The organism is Streptomyces sp. NPDC001056 (genome assembly GCF_053598955.1).
On the sequence record NZ_JBSFLI010000032.1, the window covers coordinates 1 to 25,700 of the forward strand.

Annotated in this window: 21 protein-coding genes; 11 read left to right on the forward strand and 10 right to left on the reverse strand. The window is 75.0% G+C overall.

Translation table 11 applies throughout. The features are described from left to right. Positions 1–119 precede the first annotated feature (119 nt). On the reverse strand, positions 120–326 hold the full coding sequence (locus tag ACWDD7_RS29640; protein ID WP_351879445.1) for a hypothetical protein: 207 nt from the start codon (positions 324–326) through the stop codon (positions 120–122). A 205-nt stretch (positions 327–531) separates the two neighbouring features. On the opposite strand from ACWDD7_RS29640, the gene ACWDD7_RS29645 reads away from it, so the two are divergent. Beyond that, positions 532–2,376 carry a glycoside hydrolase family 15 protein gene (locus ACWDD7_RS29645; RefSeq protein ID WP_450459663.1) on the forward strand — a complete coding sequence of 615 codons (1,845 nt, stop codon included), beginning with the start codon at positions 532–534 and terminating at the stop codon, positions 2,374–2,376. Between the two features lie 287 nt (positions 2,377–2,663). On the opposite strand, the gene ACWDD7_RS29650 is transcribed toward ACWDD7_RS29645, so the two are convergent. Together ACWDD7_RS29650 and ACWDD7_RS29655 are read right to left on the reverse strand one after the other, a co-directional pair. Then, positions 2,664–5,285: a SpoIIE family protein phosphatase gene (locus ACWDD7_RS29650; RefSeq protein ID WP_450459664.1), complete on the reverse strand. Its 2,622-nt coding sequence runs from the start codon at positions 5,283–5,285 to the stop codon at positions 2,664–2,666. A 194-nt stretch (positions 5,286–5,479) separates the two neighbouring features. Continuing rightward, positions 5,480–8,566 carry a SpoIIE family protein phosphatase gene (locus ACWDD7_RS29655; RefSeq protein WP_450459665.1) on the reverse strand — a complete coding sequence of 1,029 codons (3,087 nt, stop codon included), beginning with the start codon at positions 8,564–8,566 and terminating at the stop codon, positions 5,480–5,482. 221 nt (positions 8,567–8,787) lie between these two features. On the opposite strand from ACWDD7_RS29655, the gene ACWDD7_RS29660 reads away from it, so the two are divergent. Continuing rightward, a complete protein-coding gene (locus ACWDD7_RS29660; protein WP_450459666.1) occupies positions 8,788–10,014 on the forward strand; it encodes a hypothetical protein in 1,227 nt (408 codons plus the stop codon). Between the two features lie 589 nt (positions 10,015–10,603). Here ACWDD7_RS29660 and ACWDD7_RS29665 read toward each other — a convergent pair. From ACWDD7_RS29665 to ACWDD7_RS29690, 6 genes are all read right to left on the reverse strand, one after another. Beyond that, positions 10,604–10,894 carry a DUF1232 domain-containing protein gene (locus ACWDD7_RS29665; protein ID WP_351879460.1) on the reverse strand — a complete coding sequence of 97 codons (291 nt, stop codon included), beginning with the start codon at positions 10,892–10,894 and terminating at the stop codon, positions 10,604–10,606. A 25-nt stretch (positions 10,895–10,919) separates the two neighbouring features. Beyond that, entirely contained in the window at positions 10,920–12,089 is a 1,170-nt protein-coding gene (locus tag ACWDD7_RS29670) for a hypothetical protein (RefSeq protein WP_450459667.1), read from the reverse strand. A gap of 385 nt (positions 12,090–12,474) precedes the next feature. Then, a complete protein-coding gene (locus ACWDD7_RS29675) occupies positions 12,475–13,839 on the reverse strand; it encodes an FAD-dependent oxidoreductase (protein WP_450459668.1) in 1,365 nt (454 codons plus the stop codon). 104 nt (positions 13,840–13,943) lie between these two features. Beyond that, positions 13,944–14,645 (reverse strand): lipoprotein, encoded by a 702-nt coding sequence (locus ACWDD7_RS29680; protein ID WP_450459669.1) that lies wholly within the window; start codon positions 14,643–14,645, stop codon positions 13,944–13,946. Between the two features lie 64 nt (positions 14,646–14,709). Next, positions 14,710–15,045, reverse strand: a complete 336-nt coding sequence (locus ACWDD7_RS29685) for a hypothetical protein (protein ID WP_450459670.1) — start codon at positions 15,043–15,045, stop codon at positions 14,710–14,712. Between the two features lie 59 nt (positions 15,046–15,104). Further along, positions 15,105–15,749 (reverse strand): class I SAM-dependent methyltransferase, encoded by a 645-nt coding sequence (locus tag ACWDD7_RS29690; protein ID WP_450459671.1) that lies wholly within the window; start codon positions 15,747–15,749, stop codon positions 15,105–15,107. Positions 15,750–15,869: 120 nt separating this feature from the next. On the opposite strand from ACWDD7_RS29690, the gene ACWDD7_RS29695 reads away from it, so the two are divergent. From ACWDD7_RS29695 to ACWDD7_RS29725, 7 genes are all read left to right on the forward strand, one after another. Then, positions 15,870–16,322: a flavodoxin family protein gene (locus tag ACWDD7_RS29695; RefSeq protein ID WP_450459672.1), complete on the forward strand. Its 453-nt coding sequence runs from the start codon at positions 15,870–15,872 to the stop codon at positions 16,320–16,322. A 171-nt stretch (positions 16,323–16,493) separates the two neighbouring features. After that, entirely contained in the window at positions 16,494–17,432 is a 939-nt protein-coding gene (locus ACWDD7_RS29700; RefSeq protein WP_450459673.1) for an ATP-binding cassette domain-containing protein, read from the forward strand. After that, the gene (locus tag ACWDD7_RS29705; protein WP_351877714.1) at positions 17,429–18,277 is read left to right on the forward strand and encodes an ABC-2 transporter permease; all 849 of its coding nucleotides are present in this window, start codon (positions 17,429–17,431) and stop codon (positions 18,275–18,277) included. The genes ACWDD7_RS29700 and ACWDD7_RS29705 overlap by 4 nt, the downstream gene beginning before the upstream one ends. A gap of 76 nt (positions 18,278–18,353) precedes the next feature. Beyond that, the gene (locus ACWDD7_RS29710) at positions 18,354–19,610 is read left to right on the forward strand and encodes a sensor histidine kinase (RefSeq protein WP_450459709.1); all 1,257 of its coding nucleotides are present in this window, start codon (positions 18,354–18,356) and stop codon (positions 19,608–19,610) included. Continuing rightward, positions 19,607–20,263, forward strand: a complete 657-nt coding sequence (locus tag ACWDD7_RS29715; RefSeq protein WP_351877712.1) for a response regulator transcription factor — start codon at positions 19,607–19,609, stop codon at positions 20,261–20,263. Before ACWDD7_RS29710 ends, ACWDD7_RS29715 begins: the two co-directional genes overlap by 4 nt. 385 nt (positions 20,264–20,648) lie before the next feature. Further along, positions 20,649–22,736, forward strand: a complete 2,088-nt coding sequence (locus ACWDD7_RS29720; RefSeq protein WP_450459674.1) for an acetoacetate decarboxylase family protein — start codon at positions 20,649–20,651, stop codon at positions 22,734–22,736. Between the two features lie 34 nt (positions 22,737–22,770). After that, complete coding sequence (locus ACWDD7_RS29725) at positions 22,771–23,067, forward strand: hypothetical protein (protein WP_450459675.1); 297 nt, start codon at positions 22,771–22,773, stop codon at positions 23,065–23,067. Between the two features lie 234 nt (positions 23,068–23,301). On the opposite strand, the gene ACWDD7_RS29730 is transcribed toward ACWDD7_RS29725, so the two are convergent. Next, positions 23,302–23,910, reverse strand: a complete 609-nt coding sequence (locus ACWDD7_RS29730) for an ATP-binding protein (RefSeq protein WP_450459676.1) — start codon at positions 23,908–23,910, stop codon at positions 23,302–23,304. A 329-nt stretch (positions 23,911–24,239) separates the two neighbouring features. Here ACWDD7_RS29730 and ACWDD7_RS29735 point away from each other — a divergent pair, with 329 nt between their 5' ends. Both ACWDD7_RS29735 and ACWDD7_RS29740 read left to right on the forward strand, forming a co-directional pair. Beyond that, complete coding sequence (locus ACWDD7_RS29735) at positions 24,240–25,115, forward strand: helix-turn-helix domain-containing protein (protein WP_450459677.1); 876 nt, start codon at positions 24,240–24,242, stop codon at positions 25,113–25,115. A gap of 29 nt (positions 25,116–25,144) precedes the next feature. After that, a complete protein-coding gene (locus tag ACWDD7_RS29740; RefSeq protein ID WP_351877702.1) occupies positions 25,145–25,600 on the forward strand; it encodes an SRPBCC domain-containing protein in 456 nt (151 codons plus the stop codon). The last annotated feature ends 100 nt before the right edge of the window (positions 25,601–25,700 follow it).

A 25,700-nucleotide genomic window follows, 5' to 3' on the forward strand; every position in this document is an offset into this window, starting at 1 on the left:
ATGCGGTTAAGTCAGTGGATTTCACTGGTGTGCTCTACCCACTCCCACGCCCCCCACAGCATCCCCCCGGGGGGGCGGCGCCGCGCGGCGCCGCCCGCCCTGGTTCCCCGTTGAACCCCCTAGGGCAGAAGCTTCTCGATCGCCGACGGACCCTCCGTCTCCAGCTTGCGGCGCGCCCAGTCGAGCGTCTTCGGGGTGACGTCCCTGCCGGCCGCCATGACCAGGTCCTCCGGGGTGACGTCCCGCTGGGGAGCCGAGTGGAGCAGGGAGTCCGGGGTGCAGTGGTCGTCGGGCGACCTGGACCCTCCACTTGCGGATGTCGACATGTTGCCTCCTCCTCGGTCCGGATGACCGCATCCGTGCCGGTGCCGCCGAACGGCGCACACTCTCACCATTGCCCGCCACGGCGCACCCTGCATCCGGAAGGCGCCCCGGCGACGGGTGCGGTTCGCCTGCCCGCACCACGACGTCGTACTCGCTCCTAAGCTGGAGACATCGCGGACCACGCGCACCCGCACCGGGAGGCCGCCGATGAGCCAGACGCCGTTCCCCGCGGACACCTCCGCGAGCCCCCGCTACCTGCCGATCGCCGAGCACGGCCTGATCGGCGACCTGCGCAGCGTCGCCCTGGTCGGCAGCAACGGCACCATCGACTGGTACTGCTCGCCGTCCTTCGACTCGCCCAGCGTCTTCGCGGCCATCCTGGACGCCGAGCGCGGCGGCTGCTTCGAACTGGCCGCCGCCGTCCCGGCCCGCACCAAGCAGTTCTACTTCCCCGACACCAACGTGCTGATCACCCGCTTCTTCACCGAGGAGGGCGTCGGCGAGGTGCAGGACTTCATGCCCGTCACCGCGGGTCCCGGGCAGCCCTGCGAGACGGTGCGGCACCGGCTGATCCGGCGGGTGGTGTGCGTGCGCGGCCGGGTGCCCTTCCGTGCCCTCGTCGCCCCGCGCTTCGACTACGGCGCCGCCCCGCACACCGTCCGCGAGACGGACGGAACGCTGCTGTTCGAGTCGCCGGACCTGGCGCTCGCCCTGACCGCGACCGTCGCCATGGAGTGCGACGGCCGCGACGCGCGCGCGGAGTTCAAGCTCGGCGAGGGCGAGACGGCGGTGTTCGCCCTCGACCAGGCCGGCGCGGCGATCGCCCCGCGCGGCTGCGCCCACGCGGAGGCCGAGCACGAGTTCAACGCGACCGTCGACTACTGGCGGCGCTGGCTCCACCAGTCCCGCTACCGGGGCCGCTGGCGGGAGATGGTGCACCGCTCCGCCCTCACCCTCAAGCTGCTCACCTACGCCCCGACCGGCGCCATCGTCGCCGCCCCCACCACCAGCCTGCCCGAGCAGCTCGGCGGCGAGCGCAACTGGGACTACCGGTACGTGTGGGTGCGCGACGCCGCCTTCGCCGTCTACGCGCTGCTGCGGCTGGGCTTCAGCGGCGAGGCCGAGGCGTTCATGCGCTTCCTGACCACCAGCATCAACCCCGGCGACGGCGGCGCCTCCAGCCCGTTGCAGATCATGTACGGCATCGACGGGCGCACCGACCTGCCCGAACGCGAGCTGCCCCACCTGGAGGGCCATCAGGGCTCGGCCCCGGTCCGGGTCGGCAACGCCGCCGCCGGCCAGCTCCAGCTCGACATCTACGGCGCCCTGATCGACTCCGTCTACCTCTACGACAAATGGGCCCAGCCCATCTCCAGCGGGCAGTGGGACGACGTGAGCCGGCTGGTCGAATGGGTCTGCCGGCACTGGGACCAGCCGGACGAGGGCGTGTGGGAGACCCGCGGCGGCCGCAAGAACTTCCTGTACTCGCGGCTGATGTGCTGGGTCGCCGTGGAGCGCGCCATCCGGCTCGCCAACCGGCGCGGGCTGCCCGCCGAGCTGCTCCGCTGGCGGCAGACCCGGGACGCCATCTACCGGCGGATCATGGACCGCGGCTGGTCGGAGCGGCGGAACGCCTTCGTCCAGCACGAGGACGGCGACGTGCTGGACGCCTCCGTGCTGATGATGCCGCTCACCAAGTTCATCGCCCCCACCGATCCCAAGTGGCTGTCGACCCTGGACGCCCTCACCGAGGAACTCGTCTCCGACTCGCTGGTCTACCGCTACGACCCCCTGGTCAGCCCCGACGGGCTGCGCGGCGACGAGGGCACCTTCTCCATCTGCTCCTTCTGGTACGTCGAGGCACTGGTGCGGGCCGGCCGGCTCGACGAGGGCCGGCTGGCCTTCGAGAAGATGCTCACCTACGCCAACCATCTCGGCCTGTACGCCGAGGAGATCGGACGCACCGGCGAGCAACAGGGCAACTTCCCGCAGGCGTTCACCCACCTCTCGCTGATCAGCGCCGCCTTCAACCTCGACCGCGCCCTGGGCTGACCCGGCGGCCCGGGTGTCCGCAGGTCGCCATCTCACCGGCAGCGCGGCCGGACGGTCGGTGGCGGGGTGGTCGATGCCGGTGCCCGGGGTGAGGGTCTCGGTGAACAGGGGGAGTGGCGGTGATATCGGGGGGACGGGCGTGGCGCCCGGCGGCGCGGGGGACGTCGCCGCGCCCGGCCACGGCGAGCGGCCGGTGGCGTGTGCCCGGTGCCCGGCTTCAGTGAGCCCCGCGGACGGCGGGGATCTCCGGAGCCCCGCCGCCTGGCACGCGAGACGGACGGCACGGTCTACGGCAGCGGCTGCTCAGCCCAGATGATCTTGCCGTTCGGTGTGTAGCGGGTGCCCCAGCGATCCGCGAGCTGGGCGACCAGGAACAGACCCCGGCCGCCCTCGTCGGTGCTCGCCGCGTAGCGCAGGTGCGGGGAGGTCGTGCTGCGGTCGGAGACCTCGCAGATCAGGGTGCGGTCGCGCAGCAGCCGTACCCCGATCGGGGGCCGTCCGTAGCGGATGGCGTTGGTGACCAGCTCGCTGAGGATCAGCTCGGTCGCGAACGCCAGCTCCTCCAGGCCCCACTCGTCCAGCGTGCGGGTGACCGCGGAGCGCACCTCCGAGACGGCCGCCGGGTCCGACGGCACCTGCCACTCGGCCACCCGGCCCGGGCCCAGCACCCGCGTCCGGGCGACGATCAGCGCCACGTCGTCGCTCGGCCGGGCCGGCAACCGCTCCAGCACCGAGCGGCAGGTCGCCTCCGGTGAGGTGTCCGGCGCCCCGCGCAGGGCGTCACCCAGCAGCTGAAGGCCGACGTCGATGTCCCGGTCCCGGTCCTCGATCAGGCCGTCCGTGTACAGCACCAGCCTGCTGCCCTCGGCCAGCTCCAGATCGGCCGTCTCGAACGGCAGCCCGCCCAGACCCAGCGGCGGCCCGGCCGGCATCTCCGGGAACTCCACACTCCCGTCCGGGCGCACCAGCGCGGGCGGCGGATGCCCCGCGCGGGCCATGGTGCACCGCCGTGCCACCGGGTCGTACACCGCGTACAGACAGGTCGCGCCGGTCACCGCGGCGCCCTCGTCCGCGTTCTCGTCCTGGTCGATCCGGCCGACCAGCTCGTCCAGCAGACCGAGGAGCTCGTCGGGCGGCAGATCCAGCGCGGAGAAGTTGTGCACGGCCGTGCGCAGCCGCCCCATGGTCGCCGCCGCGTGCAGCCCGTGCCCCACCACGTCGCCCACCACCAGCGCCACCCGGGCCCCCGACAGCGGCAGCACGTCGAACCAGTCGCCGCCCACCCCGGACTGCGCCGGCAGATACCGGTAGGCGATCTCCAGCGCGCCCTGCTCGGGCAGCGTCCGCGGCAGCAGGCTGCGCTGCAACGTCACCGCCATGCTGTGCTCGCGGGTGTACCGGCGGGCGTTGTCGATGGACACCGCCGCCCGCGCCACCAACTCCTCCGCGAGCGCCAGCTCCTCGGTGTCGAAGGGCTGCGGCCTCTCCGAACGCCAGAAGTGCGCGAGCCCCAGCACCAGACTGCCCGCCCGCAGCGGCACGGTGATCAGCGAGTGGATGCCGTACTCCAGCACCTTGTCCGTGCGCTCCGGCTCCTGCTCCCGCCAGCCCGGCGCGTCGCGCAACCGGGGCACCACCACCGACTGCCCGCTCGTGAGGCTGCGCGCCTGCGGCGAGGCCGGCACCAACCGGATCCGGTGGTCCAGCGGGTACAGCGGGGAGTCCTCGCGGACGCCCACACAGGCCACCCGACGCAGCGCGTTCCCCGGCCGCGGCTCCTCCCCGTTCAGCACCGACTCGAACAGGTCGACGGTCGCGAAGTCCGCGAACCGGGGCACCGCAAGCTCCGCCAGCTCCTCGGCGGTACGGGTCACGTCCAGGCTGGTGCCGATGCCCACCCCGGCGTCGTACAGCATGTTCAGCCGTTCCCGGGCCACCTCCGCCCGCCCGGACACCGCGCGCAGCTCGGTGGAGTCGCGCAGCGTGGTGACGCTGCCGGCCGGGCCGCCGCGCAGCTCGGTGGGCCGCTGGTTGATCGCCAGCAGGCGGTCCTTGACCAGGTGCACCTCGTCGGTCGCCTCCCGTCCGGAGGCCAGCAGCCGCGCCGTGTCGTCGTCCAGGCCCAGCTCCAGGACATGCCGCCGCTCGGCGCCCTTGGGCAGGTCGAGCAGGCGCTGCGCCTCGTCGTTGGCGAGCAGCAGCCGGCCGTCGCGGCCGACGATCAGCACGCCCTCGCGGACCGCGTGCAACACCGCGTCGTGGTGCTCGTACATCCGGGTCATCTCGTACGGGCCGAGACCGTGCGTCTGGCGCAGCAGCCGTCTGCTGACCAGCGCCGTGCCCGCGGTGGCCAGCGCGAGCGCCGCGGCGGCCGCGGCGAGCAGCAACGGCAGCTGCTGGTCGGCGGCCCCGCCCACGTGCGCGGTGGTGATGCCGGCCGACACCAGCCCCACGACGGTGCCGCTCGCGTCCTTGACCGGCACCACGCTCTGCACCAGCGGGCCGAGCGTGCCGTTGATCTTCTCCACGACGGTGCCGCCGCTCACGGCCGGTCCGATGGTGCCGACGAACTTCTTGCCGATGCGATCGGGGCGGGGGTGCGTGTAGCGGACGCCCTGCGTGTTCATCACGACGACGAAGTCCACGCCGGTCGCCCTGCGGGCGGCCTCGGCCCTCGGCTGGAGGATCGCCGTCGGGTCCGGGGAGCGCAGCGCGGCGGCCGTGCCGGGCGCGTTGGCGAACGTCTGCGCCACCGCGAGCGAGCGGTTGCGGGCCTCGGTCTCGCTGTCGTGGCGCACCTGGAGTACCTGGGCCACCACGGCCGAGACCACCAGCAGCAGCACGATCACGACCTGGAGCACGAACACCTGACCGGCGACGCTGCGGCCGGTCACCGCTGCCCAGAGCATCCCCGGCGGGTCGCCGTTCGCGCCGGGGCCGTCCGGTGGCGGGGCCAGTGGTGCGCGAGGGTGCCCGAAAGGTCGGGGCGGCCGGGACACGGGCCGGCCGGGCAGTCGCACCATGTGCCCATGTCTACACTGCCCGCCGCCATCAGGCGAGGGCGTCGCACCGGGGGGCCGGCGTCGGAGCAGGTGGAAAGGGGTCATGAGGGATGACCAGGGGTGGAGCGGTGGGTTCCGCCCGGGTGCGCCCGCGGGTCGTACGCGGCCGGTCGCGCGGGTCCCCGCGGCCCTGCGGCGCGCATGGTCTCCTCACGGCGCGCCGCGAGGAGCAGCGCCACGTCGTCGGGTCGGGCGCCCGCGTGGCGTGCGGCGGCGGTGAGGCGGTCGGCGACTCCCGCCAGGGTGAGGCCGTCGCGCCGCCCGGCGGCCGCGCCCGCCCGGTCCAGGGCCCGGCGCAGGTCCGCGATGCCCTCGTCGATGTCGGCGCCCGCCCGCTCCACCAGGCCGTCCGTGTACAGCGCGAGGATCGCGTCCGGCTCCAGGAGCAGCTCGGTCACCGGGTACCGCGCTTGCGGATCCACCCCGAGGACGACGCCGCCGGGGATGTCCAGCGGCCTGGTCCGGCCGCCGGGGGAGAGCAGCAGCGGGGGCAGATGCCCCGCACGGGCGATCTGGGCCCGTCCGGTGGCCGGGTCCAGGCGCAGATAGCAGCAGCTGGCGAACTGGCCCGGATCGAGACCGATCAGCAGATGATTGGTCCCGCTGAGCACCTCGTCCGGCGGCCGGTCGCCCAGCGCGAACGCCCTCACGGCGCTGCGCAGTTGGCCCATGGTCGCCGCCGCCTGCACCCCGTGCCCCTGCACATCGCCGATGACCAGCGCAAGGCCGTCCCCGGACTCCACCACGTCGTACCAGTCGCCGCCCACGTCCAGGCCCTCGGTGCCCGGCAGGTAGCGGCCCGCGGTCTCCACCCCGGGGTGCGCCGACAGCCGGCTCGGCAGCAGCGCCTGCTGGAGCCCCCGGGCGAGGGCGGCCTCGCTGTCGTAGCGCCGCGCCCGCTCCATCGCGTGCGCGATCAGCCCGGCGAGCGCGGTGAGCACCGTACGCTCCTCCGTGCTGAAGCGGCGCGGGCGGTCGAAGCCGAGGATGCAGGAGCCGACCATCCGGCCGGACGCGATCAGCGGGAGAAACGCGCGGGAGCCTTCCTCGGCGTCCAGCGGCACCCCCGGATAGGTCTCCGCCAGCTGACGCATCGACTCGAAGAACAGCGGGCGGCCCGTCACCAGGGTCTCCACGTCCGGGATCCGCGCGTCGAGGCCCACGCCGTCGAACCGCTCCAGGAAGCCCGGCGGGAAACCGGTCTCCCACGCCAGGTGGAGATGCCGTTCCTGAAGCAGGTGGATGGCCAGCCGTCGGCCGCCGAACGCGGGCAGCAGCTCCTGCATCACCACCGCCGACACCTGCTGGGCCGTCACCGCGTCCGTCAGCGCGATGGCCAGCGCGACCGGCCGGTACACCGCCGCCGTCGAGGGGTCGACCGCCACCGCCTCCGTCGGCGGGTGCGCGGCGGCCGGCGCTTCTGCCGCCGGGCGCGGGGTGGTCGGCGCTTTTGGCGCCGGGTGCGGGGCGGCCGGTGCCTCCATGCGGCTGGCCGGGACGAGCGTGCAGGTCAGCAGGTCCTCGCCGGGATGCACCGACACCGCGTACCCGTCGTACCCGTCGTGCTCCCCGCTCGGCCGCCGCACATGGAAGTGCACCGGCTCCGGGGACAGCAGGGCACCGCGCAGGTGGTCGTCGTACGGCGGACCGGTCAGCCACGGCATCGCGTCCCACAGGGACCGGCCGAGCAGCCACTCGCGCGGGTGCCCGGCGAACCGTGCCGCGGCAGCGTTGGCGTACACGATCGTCCCGAGCCGGTCCAGGGAGAACACGCCCTGCGGCAGCTGATCGGCGGCGCCGTCCGCGAGGGCGGTCGGGCCTGGGTCGACCACCACGCCGCCGACCCTCGGCACCGCACCGCCGTCCGCCGTCGGCCACAGGTCCAGCAGCCGCGGCGTGCCGTCGCCCGCCCGCAGGCTCAGCGGCGCGCCCGGCGGATTCCCGGCGGCGGTGTCGCGCAGCGCGGACAGCACCCGGTACGACTCCGCCGGGGCCAGGGCCTCGGCGAGCGCCGCTTCGGTGCCCGGGAACTCGCTCGCCGGCAGGCCGAGAAGGGTGTGCAGCCGGTCGTCCGCGCGGACCGTGCCGGCCCCCGGGTCCCAGGTGAAGTGTCCGATCGTGGCCCCCGGGAGCCGGCGGGCGGGCGGCCGTACGCACCGTGGTTCCGTGTCCCACGCGATCGCGCCGGGGTCCCCGTCGGCGAGCGCGAGCAGCTCGGTGCCGAGGCCCTCGGCCAGTCTCGCCAGCAGGTCTGGGTCGAGCGGCTCGTCCGCGCCGTCCACCGCGGGTCGCAGCACGCTCAGCACCCCGAGCGGCTCGCTGCCGCCCGGCACCGGCAGGTGCACCGACCCGAACGGGAACGGCAGCCCCGCCGCGAACTGCGGATACCGGCGCACCGTCTCCGTCGCGTTCGGCAGTACGACGGGCACCCCGAGCCGGTAGGCGTCGGAGACGGGGAGGGGCCCGTTCGCGTTCACGCGCCACCAGGGGCGGAAGAGGGCGGCGGGGAGCCCGGCGAGGACGGCCAGGCGGAGGGAGGAGGGCGGGGCGCCTTCGCTGGGGCCCGGCGTGTAGGCGAGTGTGGGTGCGGGGGCGTCGGGGCGTTCCTGGGTGGGGGCGGGGCCCGCGGGTCGCGGGGGGTCGGCGTGCGCGGGGACGTCCGCGTCGGCGGGGGCGCCGGTGCGCGGGGGGTCGGCCGCCCGCCCGGATGGGTCCGCACGGCGCCGGCCGTCGGTGTGTCCCGGGCTGCCGGCAGGTGTCCAGGCGTCGGTGTCGGCCGGGAACGCGGCGCTGCCCGGGAACCCGACTCCCTCCGAGGGCCCCGCGTGTCCCGGGAAGCCGGTGCGTCCCGGCGCGTCGGCGTCCTCCGGGAACCGGGCCCGGCCTCGGCGCTCCGTGTCCTCCCGGAACCCGGCGTCTCCCCGGTGCTCCCTGCCGTCCCCCGGGGACCCGGCGCGATCCGGAAGCTCGTCGTGCCCCCCCGACCCCGTGGGCCCGGGACCGCTCGCGCGCAGGTACACGCCCGCCACCCTCCCGCCCGCCGCGCGGAGCGCCGCGGTGGAGGTGTCCGCCAGCAGCGCGGCCAGTCGGGCCCTGGTCCGGGCCGCGCGCTCCCCGCTCCCCGCCATCGGCCCTACCTCGTCCTGTACGCCTCCGGGTGGATCACACAGCAAGAATGCGCCAGGGGGAGCAGAGGGCGCACCCCGGCGGGGAAGGGACGGCCGGGGCTCACACCAGTGCCGCACCCGGGTGGCGGCGCGGGGGCGCGGCTCCTAGTAATGGACTGCGTACTGCGCGTGCCGCGGTCGGGGGCGTCAGGTGCGGCCGCACTCCTGCACTGGAGCCGAGAATGACCACCCGCTCTTCGTCCACCTGTCCCGCCGACTCCCTCATACGCCCGGCGCCGGTCACGGTCGGTGTCCGCGTACCGCCGGTCCGGGTCCTGACGCGGTCCGCGCCGCCGGCCGGGTCCCGCGCGCAGAAGCCGCCCGAGGCCGGGCACCAGGAGGACCGCCGGTACGACGACCCCCTGCTCGACCTGGTCCGCACGGCGGTCACCACCCGCCCGCTGGAGGACGTCGTGCGGCTCCTCACCCTGCTGGAAAGCTCCCCGGAACACGCCCGGACATCGGCCGAGGCGTCGCGCGTGGCGGGGCTCGACCGCTCCGTGGAGGACGTCACCCGGCTGGTGGCCCTGCTCACCCGGCCCCCGCGGGACCCCGCCGGCGCCGACGCCGTGCTCCGTGCCGCCGCCGGGCAACGCCCCCTCGCGGACGTCGGCCGGCTGCTGCGGCTGCTGCACCGCACCCCCGTGGAACCCCACTGCGCCCGGACCGCCGTACAGGCGGTGGCGAGCGGCCGGCCCGTCGAGGAAGTGGCCGAACTGATCGGCCGGCTGGCCGCGGAACAGCCGGGGTGCGAGCCGTCGCCTCCGGAGTGCGCGGCGACGGCTCCCGAACCGGTCGGCCCTGCGGAGTCCGCCGGCCGCCGTCACCCCCAGCCGTCCCGGACGCCACCGTGCCGGCCACCCCGGATCAAGCTCCTCCGGCTCGAACCCACGCCCCGCGCGGCCCTCGGCCCCGCGCCCGCCGGCCACGCGCCCGCCCCTGGCCCCGGCCTTCGTTCCCCGGCCGAGACCGGCGTCCGCGCCGCCGCCGTCCTGGTCTTCCTCTGCGGAGCCGCCCACGCGCCCCGCTACTGGGCCGGTCTGTCCCACGGACTCCTCGGCGCCACCCTCGTCGTCTCCGCGCTGTGCATGCTCCTGGGCCTCGCCCTGCCCGCGCGGTCGCCGCACGCCAGGCTCGGCGCGGCGGCGGCCGCCCTCGCGGTCACGGCGGGGCTCGGCGCGGGACAACTGCTCGGCGGGCGGTTCGGGCTGCCGGACCCGGCGCGGCTGTGGGCGGCGACGCTCGCACCGCCCTGGCTGGCCGGTACCGCGGCGGCGGTGGCCGCGCTCGCGGCGCTCGCGGTGGTGCCGGCCGTCCTGCTCGGCGTCAGGGCCCCCGGCGACCAGCGGAGTGTCAAGGCCCCCGGCGACCAGGGGAGGACCAAGGCCCCCGGCCACCAGGGGAGTTGAGCCGGCGCCCCGGCCCACCGGCGCCCACGGGCCGCAGCACCGTACGCCCGTCCACGCGGGCGGCCGCCATCGCGAACGGGACGGTGTCCGCCGCCAGACGCAGCTCCACGTCCTGCGGGTGCACCCCGGTCCGTCCCCGCCGCACCGCCGCGGCGAGCTCCGCGGCCGCGTCGCAGTGGCGGGCCGGTCCGGATACGGGCCGGGATCGGCGTCGGCGGCGCGCACCCGGGCGGCGATGTACTCGGCGCAGGCCGCCCGGCCACCAGGAAACCCGCGCACGGCACGAGCCCGGCGTCCGCCAGGCCGGCGCCCCGGCCGTACCGGCGGTGGTCTTCTGCACGATCGTCCGACCGCGGACATCGAGCGAGCGCAGCCGAGCGGGCGAGTCGGCGAGGTCGAAGCCCGGGACACCGGCGCCCCGTCCTGGCAGGCGTGCCACCCGGCGGTCGCGGCCACGGTCAAGGCCCGCATCACATCGACGACGACGGCGACGTCCACGGCGGCGGGGGCGTCGGAGACACCGGTGACGACGGGCTGCGTCGCACCGTCGTGCGGCACGCGCCGCGGGCCGGGGCAGCCGGCCGGGGTCTCAGGGCAGCCGGGGAGGCTCGGGCGGCACCGGCCGGGCGGCGCGCATGCTGCGCAGGGCGAGGAGCAGGACGCCGATGTCGTCCAGGTAGACGGGATCGGGCAGCAGGTCGGTGGGGAGCAGCAGATACGCCACCGCGCCCCAGAACACCCAGCGCGGTCCCGTCGGCAGCCCGGCGCGCAGCAGCGTGCGCCGGGTCCGCACCAGGCGCACCAGCACCGCGACGGCACCGGCGAGCAGGCCCGCGGCGACGCCGGCGGCGACGATCAGCAGCAGGGTGGTGGAATCCATCGGGGCTCCTTGTACGGCACGGGGCCTACGACGGCCGGTCCGTGCCGTCGGCGGTGTCCTCGGGGGCCGCCTTCGCGCGGCCGGGAAGGCCGGGGAACCGCAACCGTTCGAACGTCCGTGTGAGCTGGTGCAGCGGGGCGGGCGTCCGGACGGCGGGCCGCTGCTGCGGCAGGGCGGGCGGGGGGACGTCACGGTAGGCGGCCAGCGCCTCCAGGGCCTGCTCGGCGGCCTGCTTGTACAGGTCCCGGGACTTCGTCATGGCCTCCAGCGCCTCGGCGTACATGGCCACCAGCCGCCGCTCCCGGTCCAGTTCCTCCTGGTGGGTCATCAGGGTCCAGTTGTCCCTGAGGTCTGCCAGCGCCGCCACCTCGTCCTGCGGCGCGGGCCGGGGCAGGGCGACGAAGTGCCGCAGCGCGGTGAGGAGTTCGGCGGGCTCGGAGCCGTCCAGGAAGACGCTGCGCACCCGGTGCGGCGCGCCGTCGTAGTCCTCGGGCGCCGGGTCGGGCGGCAGGAGCACGGCGCCGCCGCGCGGCACCTCGACGCCGAGGTCCTTCAACGCCCAGTTCACGCCGCGCAGCTGGTGCGGGGCGGCGCGGTGCTCCACGACGCGGTGCCGGAGACCGGGCGGCAGCAGCCGGGCCAGCGGCAGCCTGCCCTGCTCGTCCGGGGTCATCGCCTCGTGCACGACCAGGTTGACGCACCAGGCCTCGCGGGCCGCGTCCCGCAGTCGGCGGCGCATCTCCTTGTCGTCCGCGGGCAGCGCGTTGACCTGCCGGAAGCGCAGACCGGCGACCGTGGGGTGGTGGTCCCAGGAACCGTCGTCGCCGGAGCCGCCCTCGGGCCAGAACAATGTCGCGGGCGAGGGCCAGCCCTCGTCCCAGGGCCGTTCGGCTTCCGCGACCAGCTGCCACACGTGTCCCTGCGGCTTGCCCTGCCGGGGTACGAGCGTGAGCCGGGCCCGCACGGTCACCGTGCCGCCGGCCCGCCAGCGCGCCTCGAAGATCTTGGGGGGTGCGTCGTCCCCGGGGGTGTCCTCGGGCGCGGGAGGCTCGGCGAAGTCGTCGATGTCCCCGCCCTCCTTGTGCCGGCGCAGGGTGCGGCGGACGACGTCTTCGGGATCGGGACCGGTGTGACGGCCGCGGGCCGCCCAGACGGACTGCGGGAGGGCGGCGCGGTCGGTGGCGGAGTTCGACATGAGCCAATCTGCTGATGGGAGCGGGTGCGCCTCCCAGTATCACCGCTCACCGCACGGAAACGTAGACGGCCCCACGTCCCGCGCGGCGCGCCGGGCCGGACGGTGGGTCGCGGACCCCGCTCTCCGCCGGGCCGCGCGCGGGCGTGCGCCCCGCACACCCGGGTGTGCGGGGCGGTGTGGTCGGGCGTCCCCTGGCGGGTCGCCCCTGCTGGGTCGTCCCTGGCGGGTCGTCCCTGGCGGGTCGTCCCTGGCGGGTCGTCCCTGGCGGGTCGTCCCTGGCGGGTCGTCCCTGGCGGGTCGTCCCTGCCGGGTCGTCCCTGCCGGGTCGCCCCTGGCGGGTCATCCCTGCCGGGTCACTCGTGCCCGAGGCTGTGCGCGGTCGCGCTCACGCCCCGCTCTCGCGCAGCATGTCCTCCCGCTCTACGATCTTCACGCGCTCGCGGCCCTGCGGCTCGCCCAGGGCGCGCTCGGCGGCGTCGAGGCGGTACCAGCCCTCCCACGTGGTGTAGCGGACACCGCGTTCGGCGAGGAAGGCGTCCACGGCCTCCGGCGCGGGCGCGGCGGGCGTGTGCAGACGGCCGTTGGCGTGGTCGTCCAGCAGGTTGGCCACCGTCTCGTTCGCGTCGCCCTTGGTGTGGCCGATGAGACCGACGGGGCCGCGCCGGATCCAGCCGGTGACGTACGTGGACTGCAGGTGCGCCCCGCCCTCCTCGACGACCCGGCCGCCCTCGTCCGGGACGGTGCCCGAGCCGAGGTCCCAGGGCAGCTTGGGCAGCTTCTCGGAGAGGTAGCCGACCGCGCGGTAGACGGCGGTGACGTCCCAGTCCTTGAACTCGCCGGTGCCCTTGACGTTGCCGGTGCCGTCGAGGGCCGTGCGCTCGGTGCGCAGACCCACGACCCTGCCGTCCTCGCCGAGGATCTCCGCGGGCGACTCGAAGAAGTGCAGGAACAACTTGTGCGGACGGTCGCCGACGTCCCGGATCGCCCAGTTCTCCAGGGTCTTGGCGACCATGTCGGCCTGCTTGTTGCCGCGCCGGGTCTCGATCGAGCCGGCGTCGTAGTCGATGTCCTCGGGGTCGACGACGACCTCGATGTTGGGGGAGTGGTCCAGCTCGCGCAGCTCCATCGGGCTGAACTTCGCCTGGGCCGGGCCCCGGCGGCCGAAGACGTGGATCTCCAGGGCCTTGTTGGCCTTCAGACCGTCGTAGACGTTCTGCGGGATCTCGGTCGGCAGCAGTTCGTCCGCGGTCTTGGCGAGGACGCGGGCCACGTCCAGGGCCACGTTGCCGACGCCGAGGACCGCGACCTTCTCGGCCTCCAGCGGCCAGGTGCGCGGGACGTCCGGGTGGCCGTCGTACCAGGAGACGAAGTCGGCGGCGCCGTAGGAGCCGTCCAGGTCGATGCCGGGTATGGACAGCGCGCGGTCGGCCATGGCGCCGGTGGAGAAGATCACCGCGTCGTAGAAGGCGCGCAGGTCGTCCAGGCTGATGTCCGTCGGGTAGTCGACGTTGCCGAACAGGCGGATCTGCGGCTTGTCCAGCACCTGGTGGAGCGCGGTGACGATGCCCTTGATGCGCGGGTGGTCGGGCGCGACGCCGTAGCGGATCAGGCCGAACGGGGCGGGCATGCGCTCGAAGAGGTCGATGGACACGCCGGGGTCGGCGGCCACCTCGGACTTGAGCAGGGCGTCGGCGGCGTAGATCCCGGCGGGGCCGGCTCCGACGATGGCTACCCGCAGGGGGCGCGGCATGATCAGGTTCCCTTCGAGTGAAAAAGTCGACTCGAACGGGAAGCCTAAGCTGAGGCAGACCTAAGTAGGTACGCGGGTCCCGCCTATGACCTCATAAGGGCATCTTATGACATCCCCAGGGGTGCCTTATGGGCCCCCGGGTCCTGCCTGATCACCCTCAGGGTCCGCTCGGCCAACTCGTAGGCCGGGAGCATGGCGTCGTGCTCCTCGGTGTCGATCCCGCCGAGGTGGACGACCACCGGACCGCCGGGCGTGCCCACCGCGAAGGCGCTCTCTTTCTTGGTCGCGCCCAGCAGTTCGCTGGTGAAGGAGTACTCCACCTCCACGCCGTGGACGCCGCCGCCGGTCGTGAACGCCCGGTACCGCTCCGCCCCGACGTCGCCCTCCGCGGCGACGAACCCCCGCAGCACGCCGCGCGGGTCGGCGCCACCCGCCCTGCCGGTCCACACCCGCAGAAAGCCGATGTGGCCGGCCGGCTTGGAGTCGATCTCGCAGGCGGCCGTCACCGGGCCCTGCCGCAGCAGCGCCGCGCCGAGGTCGCCGTCGGAGCCCACCGCGCCCTGCGCCGCTTCGATCGGCCGGGCCTGCCAGCCCTCCGCGAGGTCGAACCGGACGGGCAGCGCGCAGGGCGAACCGGCGGCGCCGATCGTGCGTCCGCCCACCACCGCCGGAGCCTTCGTCCCGGGCCCCTCGGTCCTCGTCGGCGGTGTGCCCACGGCGTCCCTCCCCGCGCAACCGCCCAGCACCGCCGCGAGCGTCACCGCCACGACCGCCCGGCGCCCGGCCTTCTCCACCCTGACCCGCATTGCGGTCTCCCCTTCGGTTCGGAGCGGTCACTGTAACCGAGGGTGACGGCAACTCCCTTCCGGATCACTCCGGTTGGGTCAGGGCCTCCTTCTGCAGCTGCATCGCCGCGAGCAGGCTCAGGCTCGGCTCGGCCTGGCGCAGCGCCTTCGTCGCCGCGACCGAGGACGGATCCCCGGTGAAGCCGACGGCGGCCAGCCGGGAACGCGTCCAGTCGGCGCGCAACCTGGCCTCCGTGGCCCGCGCGGTCGACTCGACCAGTGCGGCGGCGCGTTCCAGACCCGGTCGCTCCTCGGGCGAGGCAGCCTCCAGTGCCCGGCGCAGCGCCTCGGCCACCACATCCGCGTCCCGGATGACCAGCACGTAGTTGTGCTTCCTGTGCAGACCCGTGATTCCAGCCATGTCGATCATCCTGACCGTCGTCGGAGCGGCGGACCAAGCGGCTTGAGGAAGACCAGAGGCTACTGTGCGGGCCGCCGGCAGTGCAGGAACAGATGCGGCTCCGGTACGGCGTCGGGGTGGGCCGGCGCGAACTCGGCGCGCTCCTCGGCCAGTACGGTCAGTCCGGCCCGGCCGGCCAGTTCCCCGAACGCGTCCGCGTCGAAGCTCGTCACCCGCACCGGCTGCCCCATGAACAGCCCCTCGCCGCCCTCGATGTCGAGAGGTACGGTCCCCAGCACCACGAACCCGCCGGGCCGTACCGCCCGCGCCAGCCGCCCCACCACGGCCGCCTGCTCGGCCCGGTCCATCTGGAGCAGCGAGAAGTAGGCGCAGGCCGCGTCGAACGCCCCGTCCTCCAAAGGGAGTTCGCGGATGTCCGCCCGGCGGAACTCGGCCCCGGGCACCTGCCGCGCGGCCAACTCGACCATGACCGGGGACACATCGACGCCGAGTACCCGGTGTCCGGCGTCCGCGAGGGTCTCGGCCGTCGGCCGTCCGGTCCCGCTCCCCACGTCCAGCACCCGGCTGCCCGGCGCCAGCCGTTCCAGCAGCCACCGCAGGGACGCCCGGTGCGCCTCGTCGGAGGCGAACGCCTTCTCGTAGTCGAGACCCAGCGCGTCGAACACCACGGCCGCCGGTACCCGGCGCTCGTCCTCGGCCACCACGGCTCCTCCCGTCGTACGGCATCGACCGCGGGCATCCTCGCACCCCGTCCGGCGCGCCCACAACGGCATCGGACGCGGGCCCGTTTGCGCGGCGCGCGCCGGACCCGGCAGGGTGCGGGTGTGCCCACCTTGCTGATCGTCCACCACACCCCGTCGCCCAACTGCCAGGCCCTGTTCGAGGCCGTCGTCTCCGGCGCCACGGCACCCGAGATCGAGGGCGTCCGCGTCGTCCGCCGCGCGGCCCTCGCGGCCACCGTCGCCGACGTCCTCGAAGCCGACGGCTACGTCCTCGGCACCCCGGCGAACCTCGGCTACATCTCCGGCGCCCTCAAACACTTCTTCGACCAGATCTACTACCCCTGCCTGGACGAGACCAGCGGCCGCCCCTTCGGCTACTACGTCCACGGGGGCAACGACGTCACCGGCGCGGTGCGCGCCCTCGGCTCCATCACCACCGGCCTCGGCTGGCGCCGCGCGGCCGAACCGGTCACCGTCACGGGCGAACCCGGCCGGGCCGACACGGAGGCCTGCTGGGAACTCGGCGCCACCCTCGCGGCCGGCCTCGCGCCCTGACCGGAACGGTCGTAGTACCCCGGTACCACCCCCTCTGCCCCGTTCAGCCCCCAGTACCACGGGTTCGCGGGGTTTCGGCGCCTAGCGTGGCGGATGAGACGTCAGACGTGACGGACGCCGCGGCCCGCCGGAGCACGACGGACGCCGCGGTCCGCGAAAGAGGGAGCCCGGATGATCGAGGCACAACGACTGACCAAGAGGTACGGCGAGAAGACGGCGGTCGACGGACTGGACTTCGTCGTGAGACCCGGCACCGTCACCGGCTTCCTGGGCCCGAACGGCGCCGGGAAGTCCACGACCATGCGCATGATCGTCGGCCTCGACGCCCCGACGAGCGGCTCCGTCACCGTCAACGGGAACCGCTACGCCGGGCATCGCGCCCCGCTCCAGGAGGTCGGCGCCCTGCTGGAGGCGAGGTCCGTCCACCCCGGCCGCTCGGCCTACCAGCACCTGCGGGCGCTCGCGCTGACCCACGGCATTTCGCGCCGCCGCGTCGACGAGGTCATCGCCCTGACCGGGCTCGGCAGCGTCGCCGGGAAGCGGGCCGGCTCCTTCTCGCTCGGCATGGGCCAGCGGCTCGGCATCGCCGCGGCCCTGCTCGGCGACCCGCGCACGGTGATGCTGGACGAGCCGGTCAACGGCCTCGACCCCGAGGGCGTCCTGTGGATCCGCAACCTGCTCACCTCACTCGCCGCCGAGGGCCGCACCGTCTTCGTGTCCTCCCACCTGATGAGCGAGGTCGCCCAGGTCGCGGACCATCTGATCGTCGTGGGCCGGGGACGGCTGCTCGCCGACACGACCGTGCGGGAGCTGGTGCGCGAGGCCGGCGGTGACACCGTCAGGGTCGCCACCGAGGACCCGGGACGCCTGCGCGAGGTGCTCGCCGGACCGGGCGTGGAGATCACCGGGCGACCCGGCTCCGAGGAACTCCAGGTGAGCGGGGTGACGGCCCGGGAGATCGGGCTGAAGGCGGCCGAGCACGGCATCCCGCTGTTCGAGCTGAGCACCAGGGCGGTCTCGCTGGAGTCGGCGTTCATGGAGCTGACCAGGGACGCCGTCGAGTACCACGGCACCACCACCGCCGCCGACCGCACCGGGAGCGCCGCATGAGCACCCTCACCCAGACCACCCCGGCCGCCGACGGCACCGGCGCCGCGCCCGGCCGGCCCGCCTACCGGGTGACCGGACGGCGCGTCCTGGCCTCCGAATGGGCCAAGCTCTGGTCCCTGCGCTCCACCTGGATCACGCTCGGCCTGGGACTGCTGTTCCTCGTCGCCTTCGGCGTGATCGCCGCCTACCGGTTCCAGTCCATGACCGGCTCCCCCCGCATGGACAAGGACTTCGCCCGCTCCACGGCCCTCAGCCTCTCCCTCTTCGGCGCCAACTTCGCCCAACTCGCCCTCGGCGTCCTCGGCGTGCTGGTCACGGCGGGGGAGTACTCCACCGGCATGATCCGCTCCACCATGGCCGCGGTGCCGCGCCGGCTGCCCGTGCTGTGGTCCAAGGCGGCGGTCTACGGGCTGGTCGCGCTGGTCGTCGGCACGGTCGGCGCCTTCGTCGCCTTCCTCGTCGGCAGCCGGATCGTCTCCGACACCTCCGCCGCCCTGACCCTCGGCCACGCGGGCGTCGTCCGCGGCCTGTTCGGCGCGGGGCTCTACCTCGGACTCGTCGGCGTCATCGGTACGGCCCTGGGCGCCCTGCTGCGCTCGGTGGCCGGCGGCATCTCGGTCCTGGTCGCCGTCTTCATGCTCGTCCCCGGCCTCGCCTCCCTGCTGCCCGCCTCCTGGCAGGACGACATCACCCCCTACCTGCCGAGCAGCGCGGGCCAGGCGATGTACGCCCTCACCCACGACGCCACCACGCTGTCCCCCGGCGCCGGGCTGCTGGTCTTCCTCGGCTGGACCGCGCTGGTCCTGGCGGGGGCGGCGTACCGGTTGCGGCGGGGGGACGTCTGACGGGACCGCCGTGACCGCCCTGTCTCCCACCGCGCCCGTACCCGGGCCCGCGGCCCACACGGAGGACCTCGGCGCCATGGGGCCGCTGGTCGCCCGGCTCGGCCGGGCCGGCCGGCGGCTGCGGCACGCCGACCGCGCCCGGCCCTGGGCGCTGGACACGGCGGTGGTGGCCGTCGTCTTCCTGCTGTTCTGTCTGCCGGACCTGCTGCACGGCGGCGTCGTGGACGCCGGGGGACCACGCCGGTTCCGGCTCGCGTTCACCCGGCTGCCGCTCGCGGCCATGCTCGCCGTGCAGACGGGCCTGGTGCTGCCGCTGCTGTGGCGCAGGCGCCGGCCCGCGACGGCCTTCGGCGCCGTCACCGCCGTGTTCGCCCTCCAGTGGGCCCTGGGCGCCGCCCTGCACGCGGACGTCGCCCTCTTCGTCGCCCTGTACAGCCTCGCCCTGCACGGCCGGCCGCGCGGGCTGCCTCGGGCCTGCGCGGTCATGGCGGCCGTGCTGGCCCTCGTCGCGGTACGGGTGTCGGCCGTCGTCTCCGTGACGGACGCGCTGTTCTTCCTGCTGAGCACGACCATCGCGGCCCTCGCGCTGGGCCTGGTGATCCGCATCCGCCGCGCCCAGCTCGCCGCGCTGCGGGACCGGGCGGCACGGCTGGAGACGGAGCGCGACCAGCGCAGCAGACTGGCCGCAGCCTCCGAACGCGCCCGCGTGGCCCGGGAGATGCACGACATCGTCGGCCACCACCTGTCCGTCGTCATCACCCTCGCCGACGCGGGCGCCTGCGCCACGACAGCCGCCGCGGATCCCGGGCGCGGCGCGGAGGCCCTGAGACTCATCGGCGACACCGGCCGCCAGGCGCTCGGTGAACTCCGCCGCGTGCTGGGCGTGTTGCGCGACGTGGACGCCCCGCCCGCCGGCCCCGAACTCAGCCCGCAGCCCGGCCTCGCGGACCTCGACGCCCTGTGCCGAGGCGTGCGCGCCGCCGGGCTCGACGTCGTCTACCGGACCACCGGCCGCGTCGAATCCCTGGAGGAGGGAGTGCAGTTGACGGTCTATCGGATCGTGCAGGAAGCCATGACGAACACCCTGAAACACGCGGGCACCGGTACCCGCGTGGACCTCGCGATCGACGTCGAGGACACCCGGGTCGGCATCCGGGTCCGCGACACCGGCGACGCCGCAGGGGAAGGCCGGCGGCCGGACGGCCACGGCCTGTCGGGCATGCGTGAGCGCGCGGCGCTGTACGGCGGGCACGTCAGCGCGGGTCCCGCCCCGGGCGGCGGCTGGACCGTGGCGGCCACCCTCCACCTCACCCCGCGGGAGGGCGCACCGTGACCACCGTGCTCATCGTGGACGACCAGCCGCTGCAACGGTACGGCTTCCGGATGCTGCTGGACTCCGTGCCCGAGACGGAGGTGGTCGGCGAGGCCGCGCAGGGCGCGGAGGCCGTGCGCAGGACCGCCGAACTGCGCCCGGACGTCGTCCTGATGGACATCCGCATGCCCGGCATGGACGGCATCGAGGCGACCCGCCGCATCGTCGCCGCCGGGGCCCGTTCGCGCGTCCTCGTGCTGACCACCTTCGACCTGGACGAGTACGTGCACGCGGCCCTGCGCGCCGGCGCCAGCGGATTTCTGCTGAAGGACGCCCGTCCCGACGAGCTGCTGGCCGGCATCCGCGCCGTCGCCGGAGGCGACGCGGTGATCGCCCCCGCGCTCACCCGCCGCCTCCTGGACGAGTACGCCCGCTACGGCTCCGCCCGCGCCGACGACCCCCGCGTCGAGGGCCTGACGGAGCGGGAGCGCGAGATCCTGGTCGCCATCGGCCGGGGCTGGACCAACGGGGAGATCGCCGACCGCCTCGTCCTGTCCGAGTCCACGGTCAAGACCCACGTCGGCCGTGTCCTGGCCAAGACCGGCGCCCGTGACCGCGTCCAGGCGGTGATCTTCGCGTACGACCTCGGCCTGGCCCGGCCCCAGCCGCGCTGACGCGGGGTCCGGGGCGTGACCGTCGTACCTCTCGGGGCCCGGGCGTACCCCCGGCGTGCCACGGCCGTGCCCCGGGGCGTCCGGCAGCGGTGCCCCCGGGCGTCCGGCAGCGGTACACCTGGGCGTCCGACGGCCGTGCCCCCCGCATCCTTAGCCCGGACGAGTGACCCGTATCCGCCGGGAAAACCGGGCGGGTCTCATGAGCCTCCCGCCCGGCGGCCGTTCACCGAAGGCTTCGTGCCCGGCGCCTGGTCCGCCCCGTCCGGCTCCGTACGGGGCCCGGACGGAGGTGCGGGGCCGGTGGCACTGGCCCACGATGGACGCGGGTCGCGTCCCGCCGACGCGGCCGCGGCCGTGGTACGTCGTCGAGCCGAGGGAGCGTCGGATGCGAGCGGACGGCACCGCACCCGGGCCCGCCCCTGGCGGTCCGGACCCAGGGGATGTGCTGCGCGGCTGCGCGCGGGACGTGCTGGAGGTCGCCGAGGGCATCCGCGCGGTGTCCGAACGCACCGCCGCCACCCTGTTCGCCCCGGAACTGACCGCCGCCGTCCGCCGCCGTCCCCGCACCGGCCTCGCCGCGCGCTGGGCGGTGCTGCGGGCCCTCGCCGCGAGGCAGGGCCTCGGCGGCCTCGCGGGCCCGGCCCCCCGGGGCGGCCTCCCCCGGGCGCTCGGCCTCGCCGGCCGGGCGCGCGGCGCGGAGAACCTGGCCGCGCTGGTGGCCCTCACCTCTCTGCGCCTGCGCATCACCGCCATCCTCGCCGACCACCCCGAACTCGCGCGCGCCCCCGGCATGCGCCTGCTGACCCGGGCCGTCACCGCCGACCGCGACCAGGACGCCGTACGCGCCCTGCGCACCCTGCTCCGGGACCGCACGGCCCAGCGCGCCCTGTCCGGGCTCGCGCCGCTGATATCCGAACTCCTCGCCGTCCACGCCCTGTCGGGCGGCCGGCCGGAGAGCGGCGGCACCTCCGAGGGCGGCGCCGAGGCCGTCGAACTCGCCGACCAGCGGCGGCGGATCATCGCCACCGAGGGCTCCGTCCTCGGCTTCCTGCGCAACATCGAGGTGCTGTCCACCGACGGGCGGGTCCTCGTCCAGAACGTGCGCGGCCCCGACGGCGTCGTCCGCTACGTGGTCCAGGCGCCGGGCACGGCCCCCGGCCGCCCCCGCGACGACGCCCCCCAGGATCTCGTGGGCGCCTGGCGCGACCTGTGCGCCACGGACTCCCCGTACACCCGCTCCCTCGTGCACGCGCTGGCCGTCCACGGCATCCCGCGCGGCGCCGAACTCGCCCTGATCGGCCACAGCGAGGGCGGCAACGCCGTCCTGAACCTCGCCCAGGACGAGGACTTCTGCCGCACCTACCGCGTCACCCACGCCATCGCCGTGGGCTCACCCTCCCGCGACCGCAAACCCGCCGACCCCCGCACCTGGGTCGCCACCGTGACCAACCAGTACGACCTGGTGGCCGCCCCGGACGGCCTGCCCGCGGACCCCGTGACACCCAGGGACCCGGCCACCCGGTACCACGTCGAATACGCCGGTCCCACCCGCGAGTTCCCCCTGTGCCACCGCCTGCACGAGTACATCGAGCACCTCAGGACCCTTCTCCCCGAGGCCCGCGCGGACCTGGACGAGGCGTTGACCCCCTATCGCGGCCCGGTCGTGCGCACCCAGGCCTACCAGCTCAAGGACCACGCCCACCCGCCCGCGGGCCACCCCTTCCTCACCCTCGCCACCGCACCCGTGCGCACCGCGGTGGGCCCGTTCGACGTGCCGGTGCGGTACTACGACTCCGCCGCCGCGCACCTCTGCTTCCCCGTCGACCCGGCCGCCGCCCGGAGCCTGCTGCCCGACGCGGACTGGCTGACCCCGAGCCGGCTCGGCACCCGGGCCCTCGCGGTGCTCTCCGTGCACGAGCACCGGTGCACCACCATCGGCCCGTACACCGAGATCGCGCTGTCCGTCCTGGTGGACGACCTGTGGCAGCCGCGCCCGTACGACGCCGTCACCGATCTGCTGCGCCGCGTCGACCTGCGCCGCACCGGCCGGTACGTCCTCTCGCTCGCCGTCACCACCGAGGCCGCCCGCGTGGTCGCGCGGGAGGTCTGGGGGCAGCCGGCGCTCAGGATGCGTGCCGAGGCCGACCTGACGGGCCGGGAGATCCGGGCCCGCTCCGAGGACCTCGGGCTCCTGGTCGAGGGCCGCCTCGGACCGGGTGTGCGCTGCCCCGACGCGGACCGGGCCCTGTACGGCCGCCGGGGCACCGGCACGGTGCGCACCCTGGTCCGGGCCCACGGCAGACTCCGGCTGTACGCGGGCGCGGGCGTCCGGGTACGGCTCGACACCGCGGCGGCCGAGCCCCTCGCCGGGCAGCTGCGCCGGCTCGGCATCGACGCGGCGCGGCCCCTCTTCGTGCTGGCCTGCCCGCAGTTCATGGCGCACCGCGGCGGCGGCGCCGTACTCGCGCGCTGAAGACCCTTACGGACCAGTCGAGTTGGGAGTCCTCATGGTGATCGAGTCCGAGTCCTCTCGGGCGAGCGCCGCCCAGGCCGACGAACTCCTCGCCCACACCGGACGGTTGCGGGCCGACGCCGACCTCATGGACGGTTATGCCCGGCGCCTGCGCACCATCGCCGCCACGCTCGGGACCTGCTCGACGGCACCCGGGTGGAGCCGTCCCGCCCTGGAGCGGCAGGCGGCCGCGTGCGCCTCGGCGGCGACTCGACTGCGCGCCGCCGCCGAGGCGTTGCTCGCCCACGGGCGCGCCGACCGGCCGACGCGGGGCGCGATGTCGGTGTCCTAGCGGCCCGCGGGGCTCAGTCGGGCTGTTCCTCGGAGCCGGGCTTCGGCCGGGCGCGGGTCCAGGAGGGGTCGACGACCGGGAGGGGGAGTGGGTGAGGGACGCGGGGAGTGGTGTGACGCATCGGAATCCTTCGGACTGTTGGGGTTGGTCCGGAACGGTGGGTCGTGGAGCGGGTGGGGCGATCAGCGGGGGTGAGGAGCGGGGGTGAGGAGCGGGGGTGAGGAGCGGGGTGGGTCAAAGGGCTTGGACGGACCGTAGTTCCGCCCAGACGACACGGGCCGGCCGGTCGGACGGGAGGTCGACACCCCAGCGGAGGCTCAGCGCCTCCACCAGGAGCAGCCCGCGCCCGTGCTGGTCCTCGGGCCCGGGGCGGCACGGCACCGGGAGCGCGGCGCACGTCTCCCCGGCGATCTCGTCCGCCACCTCGATGCGTATCCGTGTGGCCGTGCGGTGCAGCCGGCAGCCGATCCGGGCGCCGCCCGCGTGCACCAGCGCGTTGGTGACCAGCTCGGAGGTCACCAGGACCGTGTCGTCCCGGGCCCCCTCCGGCACACCCCAGACGGTCAGCAGGTCCCGTACGACCCGCCGGGCGGCGCCGACGGACAGGGAGCGGGCCGGCAGATCGAAGGCGGCGGCCGACGGCGTGAGCCGGGCCTCGGGGTTCGACCGGTCCGTCTTCTCGTGGAACGCGCCGCTCCCGAGCGGCGCACCGCCCTCGGACGGCGCCCCTTTCGCGCGCGGCGCGCCTTGCCCCGAGCCCGGACCGTCCGCGATGGGCGACCGGTCCGTCCCGGCGTCCTGGGGCGGGCCGTGGGGTGGTCGGGGGAGGGAGGGCGGAGCCATCGCCGTGCGCCTTTCGTCCGGCCTCGCGTGGGGTGCGTGCGGCCGTGCGTGGTGGGGGGGTGTCGGCCGGCCGATCGCGCGCAGCAGACGGCACACCGCCCCGGACGAGGCCGTGCCGCGGGCCGGTCCCCCGACCGGCCACGCCGCCTGCCCCTCGGTCGGCCGGAGCAGTCGCCCCACTTTCCCACCTGCCAACAACCGCTCGCAACCTGCGAGTTGAAAATGGCAGTCGTTCGTGTGCATGCTGCCTGCGTGGGGTACGCACGCGCGTGAGTGCCCGGAACGACGGTGTGCGCGGGTGACTCTGAGGCCTGCTCCCGGGGGTGGGGATGACCGCGGAGACCGACTGGGGCGGCGCTCCTTCCGTGCTGCGCATGATCCTCGGCCGGCGGCTGGAGGAACTGCGGATCCGGGCCGGACTCGGATACGCCGAGGCGGGCGCCGCCATCGGCGTCAGCCACTCCACGATCCGCCGCATGGAGGCCGCCAAGGTGGCCCGGCTGCGTCTCACGGACGCCGAGAAACTGCTCCAGATCTACGGCATGACCGACCGGCACGAGATCGACACCTTCCTGCGCTCCGTGCGCGAGGCCAACAAGCGTGGCTGGTGGCACGCTTACCGCGACGTCATGCCCGCCTGGTGCGCCGCCTACTTCAGCCTGGAGCAGGCAGCCGACCGCATCCGCGGCTACGAGAACCAGTGCGTGCCCGGCCTGTTGCAGACCGAGGACTACGCCCGCGCCCTGCTCCGCGCGACCGACCCGAACGCCTCCGCCGAGACGACCGAGCGCCGGGTCGCCCTGCGCATGCGGCGGCAGCAACTCCTGGCCGGGACCGAGCCGCCGCGGGTGTGGATCGTGATGGACGAGACCGTGCTGCGCCGGCCCGTCGGCGGCCCCGGGGTGATGCGGGCGCAGATCGACCACCTGGTCGAGCTCGGCCGATCGCCCCAGGTGACCGTGCAGCTCATGCCGTTCGCCCACGGCCCGCACCCCGCGATGGCCGCGGCCGCCTACCACCTCTTCCGGTTCCGGGCCCGCGAGCTGCCCGACCTCGTCTACGTCGACGGCCTGCTCGGCGCCGAGTACCTCGACCGGCCGGACCACGTCGAGGCGTACCGCGAGGCCCTGGACCGGCTCGCCGCCCAGGCCGCGCCCGCCGCGCGGACCGAGACCCTGCTCGGCGCGATCCGCGCGGAGCTGTGACGCCCGCGCTCCCGGGTACCGTGACCCGGGTGTACGCCACCCGAGTCGCCCGCCATGTGCACGCGCCCCCGCGGGCCGTCTACCGGGCCCTGACCGACCCCGTCGCCATCGCGCTCTGGCGGGTTCCGGACGGGATGACCGCGCGGGTGCGCGCGTTCGAGGCACGGGAGGGCGGCGCCTTCCGGGTCTCGCTCACCTACGACTCGGGCGGCGCCGGCAAGTCGGGCGGGCACACCGACACCTACCGCGGCCACTTCACCCGGCTCGTCCCGGACATCCTGGTCGTGGAGGTCCTGGCGTTCGAGACGGACGACGACGCCCTCGGCGCCACCATGACCCTGACGACGACGCTCACCCCGGCCGGTGACGGCACGGACGTGGAGATCCTGCACGAGGGCGTTCCCGACGCCGTGCCCCGCGCGGACAACGAGCGGGGCACCCGCATGGCCCTCGACCGGCTCGCCCGGCTGCTGGAGGAACGGTAGAACCGGATACAGGACCGGATCGGCACGGTGCCGAGGCCGGAAATCGACGCAACCCTTTCAGGCGTGCCGTACGCCCGGAATGAACCATTAACCACCGGAA

What these genes read in the sequence shown, in the direction of transcription:
- ACWDD7_RS29640 (WP_351879445.1), bottom strand. Translation starts at nt 326, where the DNA reads ATGTCGACATCCGCAAGTGGAGGGTCCAGGTCGCCCGACGACCACTGC.
- ACWDD7_RS29645 (WP_450459663.1), top strand. Translation starts at nt 532, where the DNA reads ATGAGCCAGACGCCGTTCCCCGCGGACACCTCCGCGAGCCCCCGCTAC.
- ACWDD7_RS29650 (WP_450459664.1), bottom strand. Translation starts at nt 5,285, where the DNA reads ATGCTCTGGGCAGCGGTGACCGGCCGCAGCGTCGCCGGTCAGGTGTTC.
- ACWDD7_RS29655 (WP_450459665.1), bottom strand. Translation starts at nt 8,566, where the DNA reads ATGGCGGGGAGCGGGGAGCGCGCGGCCCGGACCAGGGCCCGACTGGCC.
- ACWDD7_RS29660 (WP_450459666.1), top strand. Translation starts at nt 8,788, where the DNA reads ATGACCACCCGCTCTTCGTCCACCTGTCCCGCCGACTCCCTCATACGC.
- ACWDD7_RS29665 (WP_351879460.1), bottom strand. Translation starts at nt 10,894, where the DNA reads ATGGATTCCACCACCCTGCTGCTGATCGTCGCCGCCGGCGTCGCCGCG.
- ACWDD7_RS29670 (WP_450459667.1), bottom strand. Translation starts at nt 12,089, where the DNA reads ATGTCGAACTCCGCCACCGACCGCGCCGCCCTCCCGCAGTCCGTCTGG.
- ACWDD7_RS29675 (WP_450459668.1), bottom strand. Translation starts at nt 13,839, where the DNA reads ATGCCGCGCCCCCTGCGGGTAGCCATCGTCGGAGCCGGCCCCGCCGGG.
- ACWDD7_RS29680 (WP_450459669.1), bottom strand. Translation starts at nt 14,645, where the DNA reads ATGCGGGTCAGGGTGGAGAAGGCCGGGCGCCGGGCGGTCGTGGCGGTG.
- ACWDD7_RS29685 (WP_450459670.1), bottom strand. Translation starts at nt 15,045, where the DNA reads ATGGCTGGAATCACGGGTCTGCACAGGAAGCACAACTACGTGCTGGTC.
- ACWDD7_RS29700 (WP_450459673.1), top strand. Translation starts at nt 16,494, where the DNA reads ATGATCGAGGCACAACGACTGACCAAGAGGTACGGCGAGAAGACGGCG.
- ACWDD7_RS29705 (WP_351877714.1), top strand. Translation starts at nt 17,429, where the DNA reads ATGAGCACCCTCACCCAGACCACCCCGGCCGCCGACGGCACCGGCGCC.
- ACWDD7_RS29710 (WP_450459709.1), top strand. Translation starts at nt 18,354, where the DNA reads ATGGGGCCGCTGGTCGCCCGGCTCGGCCGGGCCGGCCGGCGGCTGCGG.
- ACWDD7_RS29720 (WP_450459674.1), top strand. Translation starts at nt 20,649, where the DNA reads ATGCGAGCGGACGGCACCGCACCCGGGCCCGCCCCTGGCGGTCCGGAC.
- ACWDD7_RS29725 (WP_450459675.1), top strand. Translation starts at nt 22,771, where the DNA reads ATGGTGATCGAGTCCGAGTCCTCTCGGGCGAGCGCCGCCCAGGCCGAC.
- ACWDD7_RS29730 (WP_450459676.1), bottom strand. Translation starts at nt 23,910, where the DNA reads ATGGCTCCGCCCTCCCTCCCCCGACCACCCCACGGCCCGCCCCAGGAC.
- ACWDD7_RS29735 (WP_450459677.1), top strand. Translation starts at nt 24,240, where the DNA reads ATGACCGCGGAGACCGACTGGGGCGGCGCTCCTTCCGTGCTGCGCATG.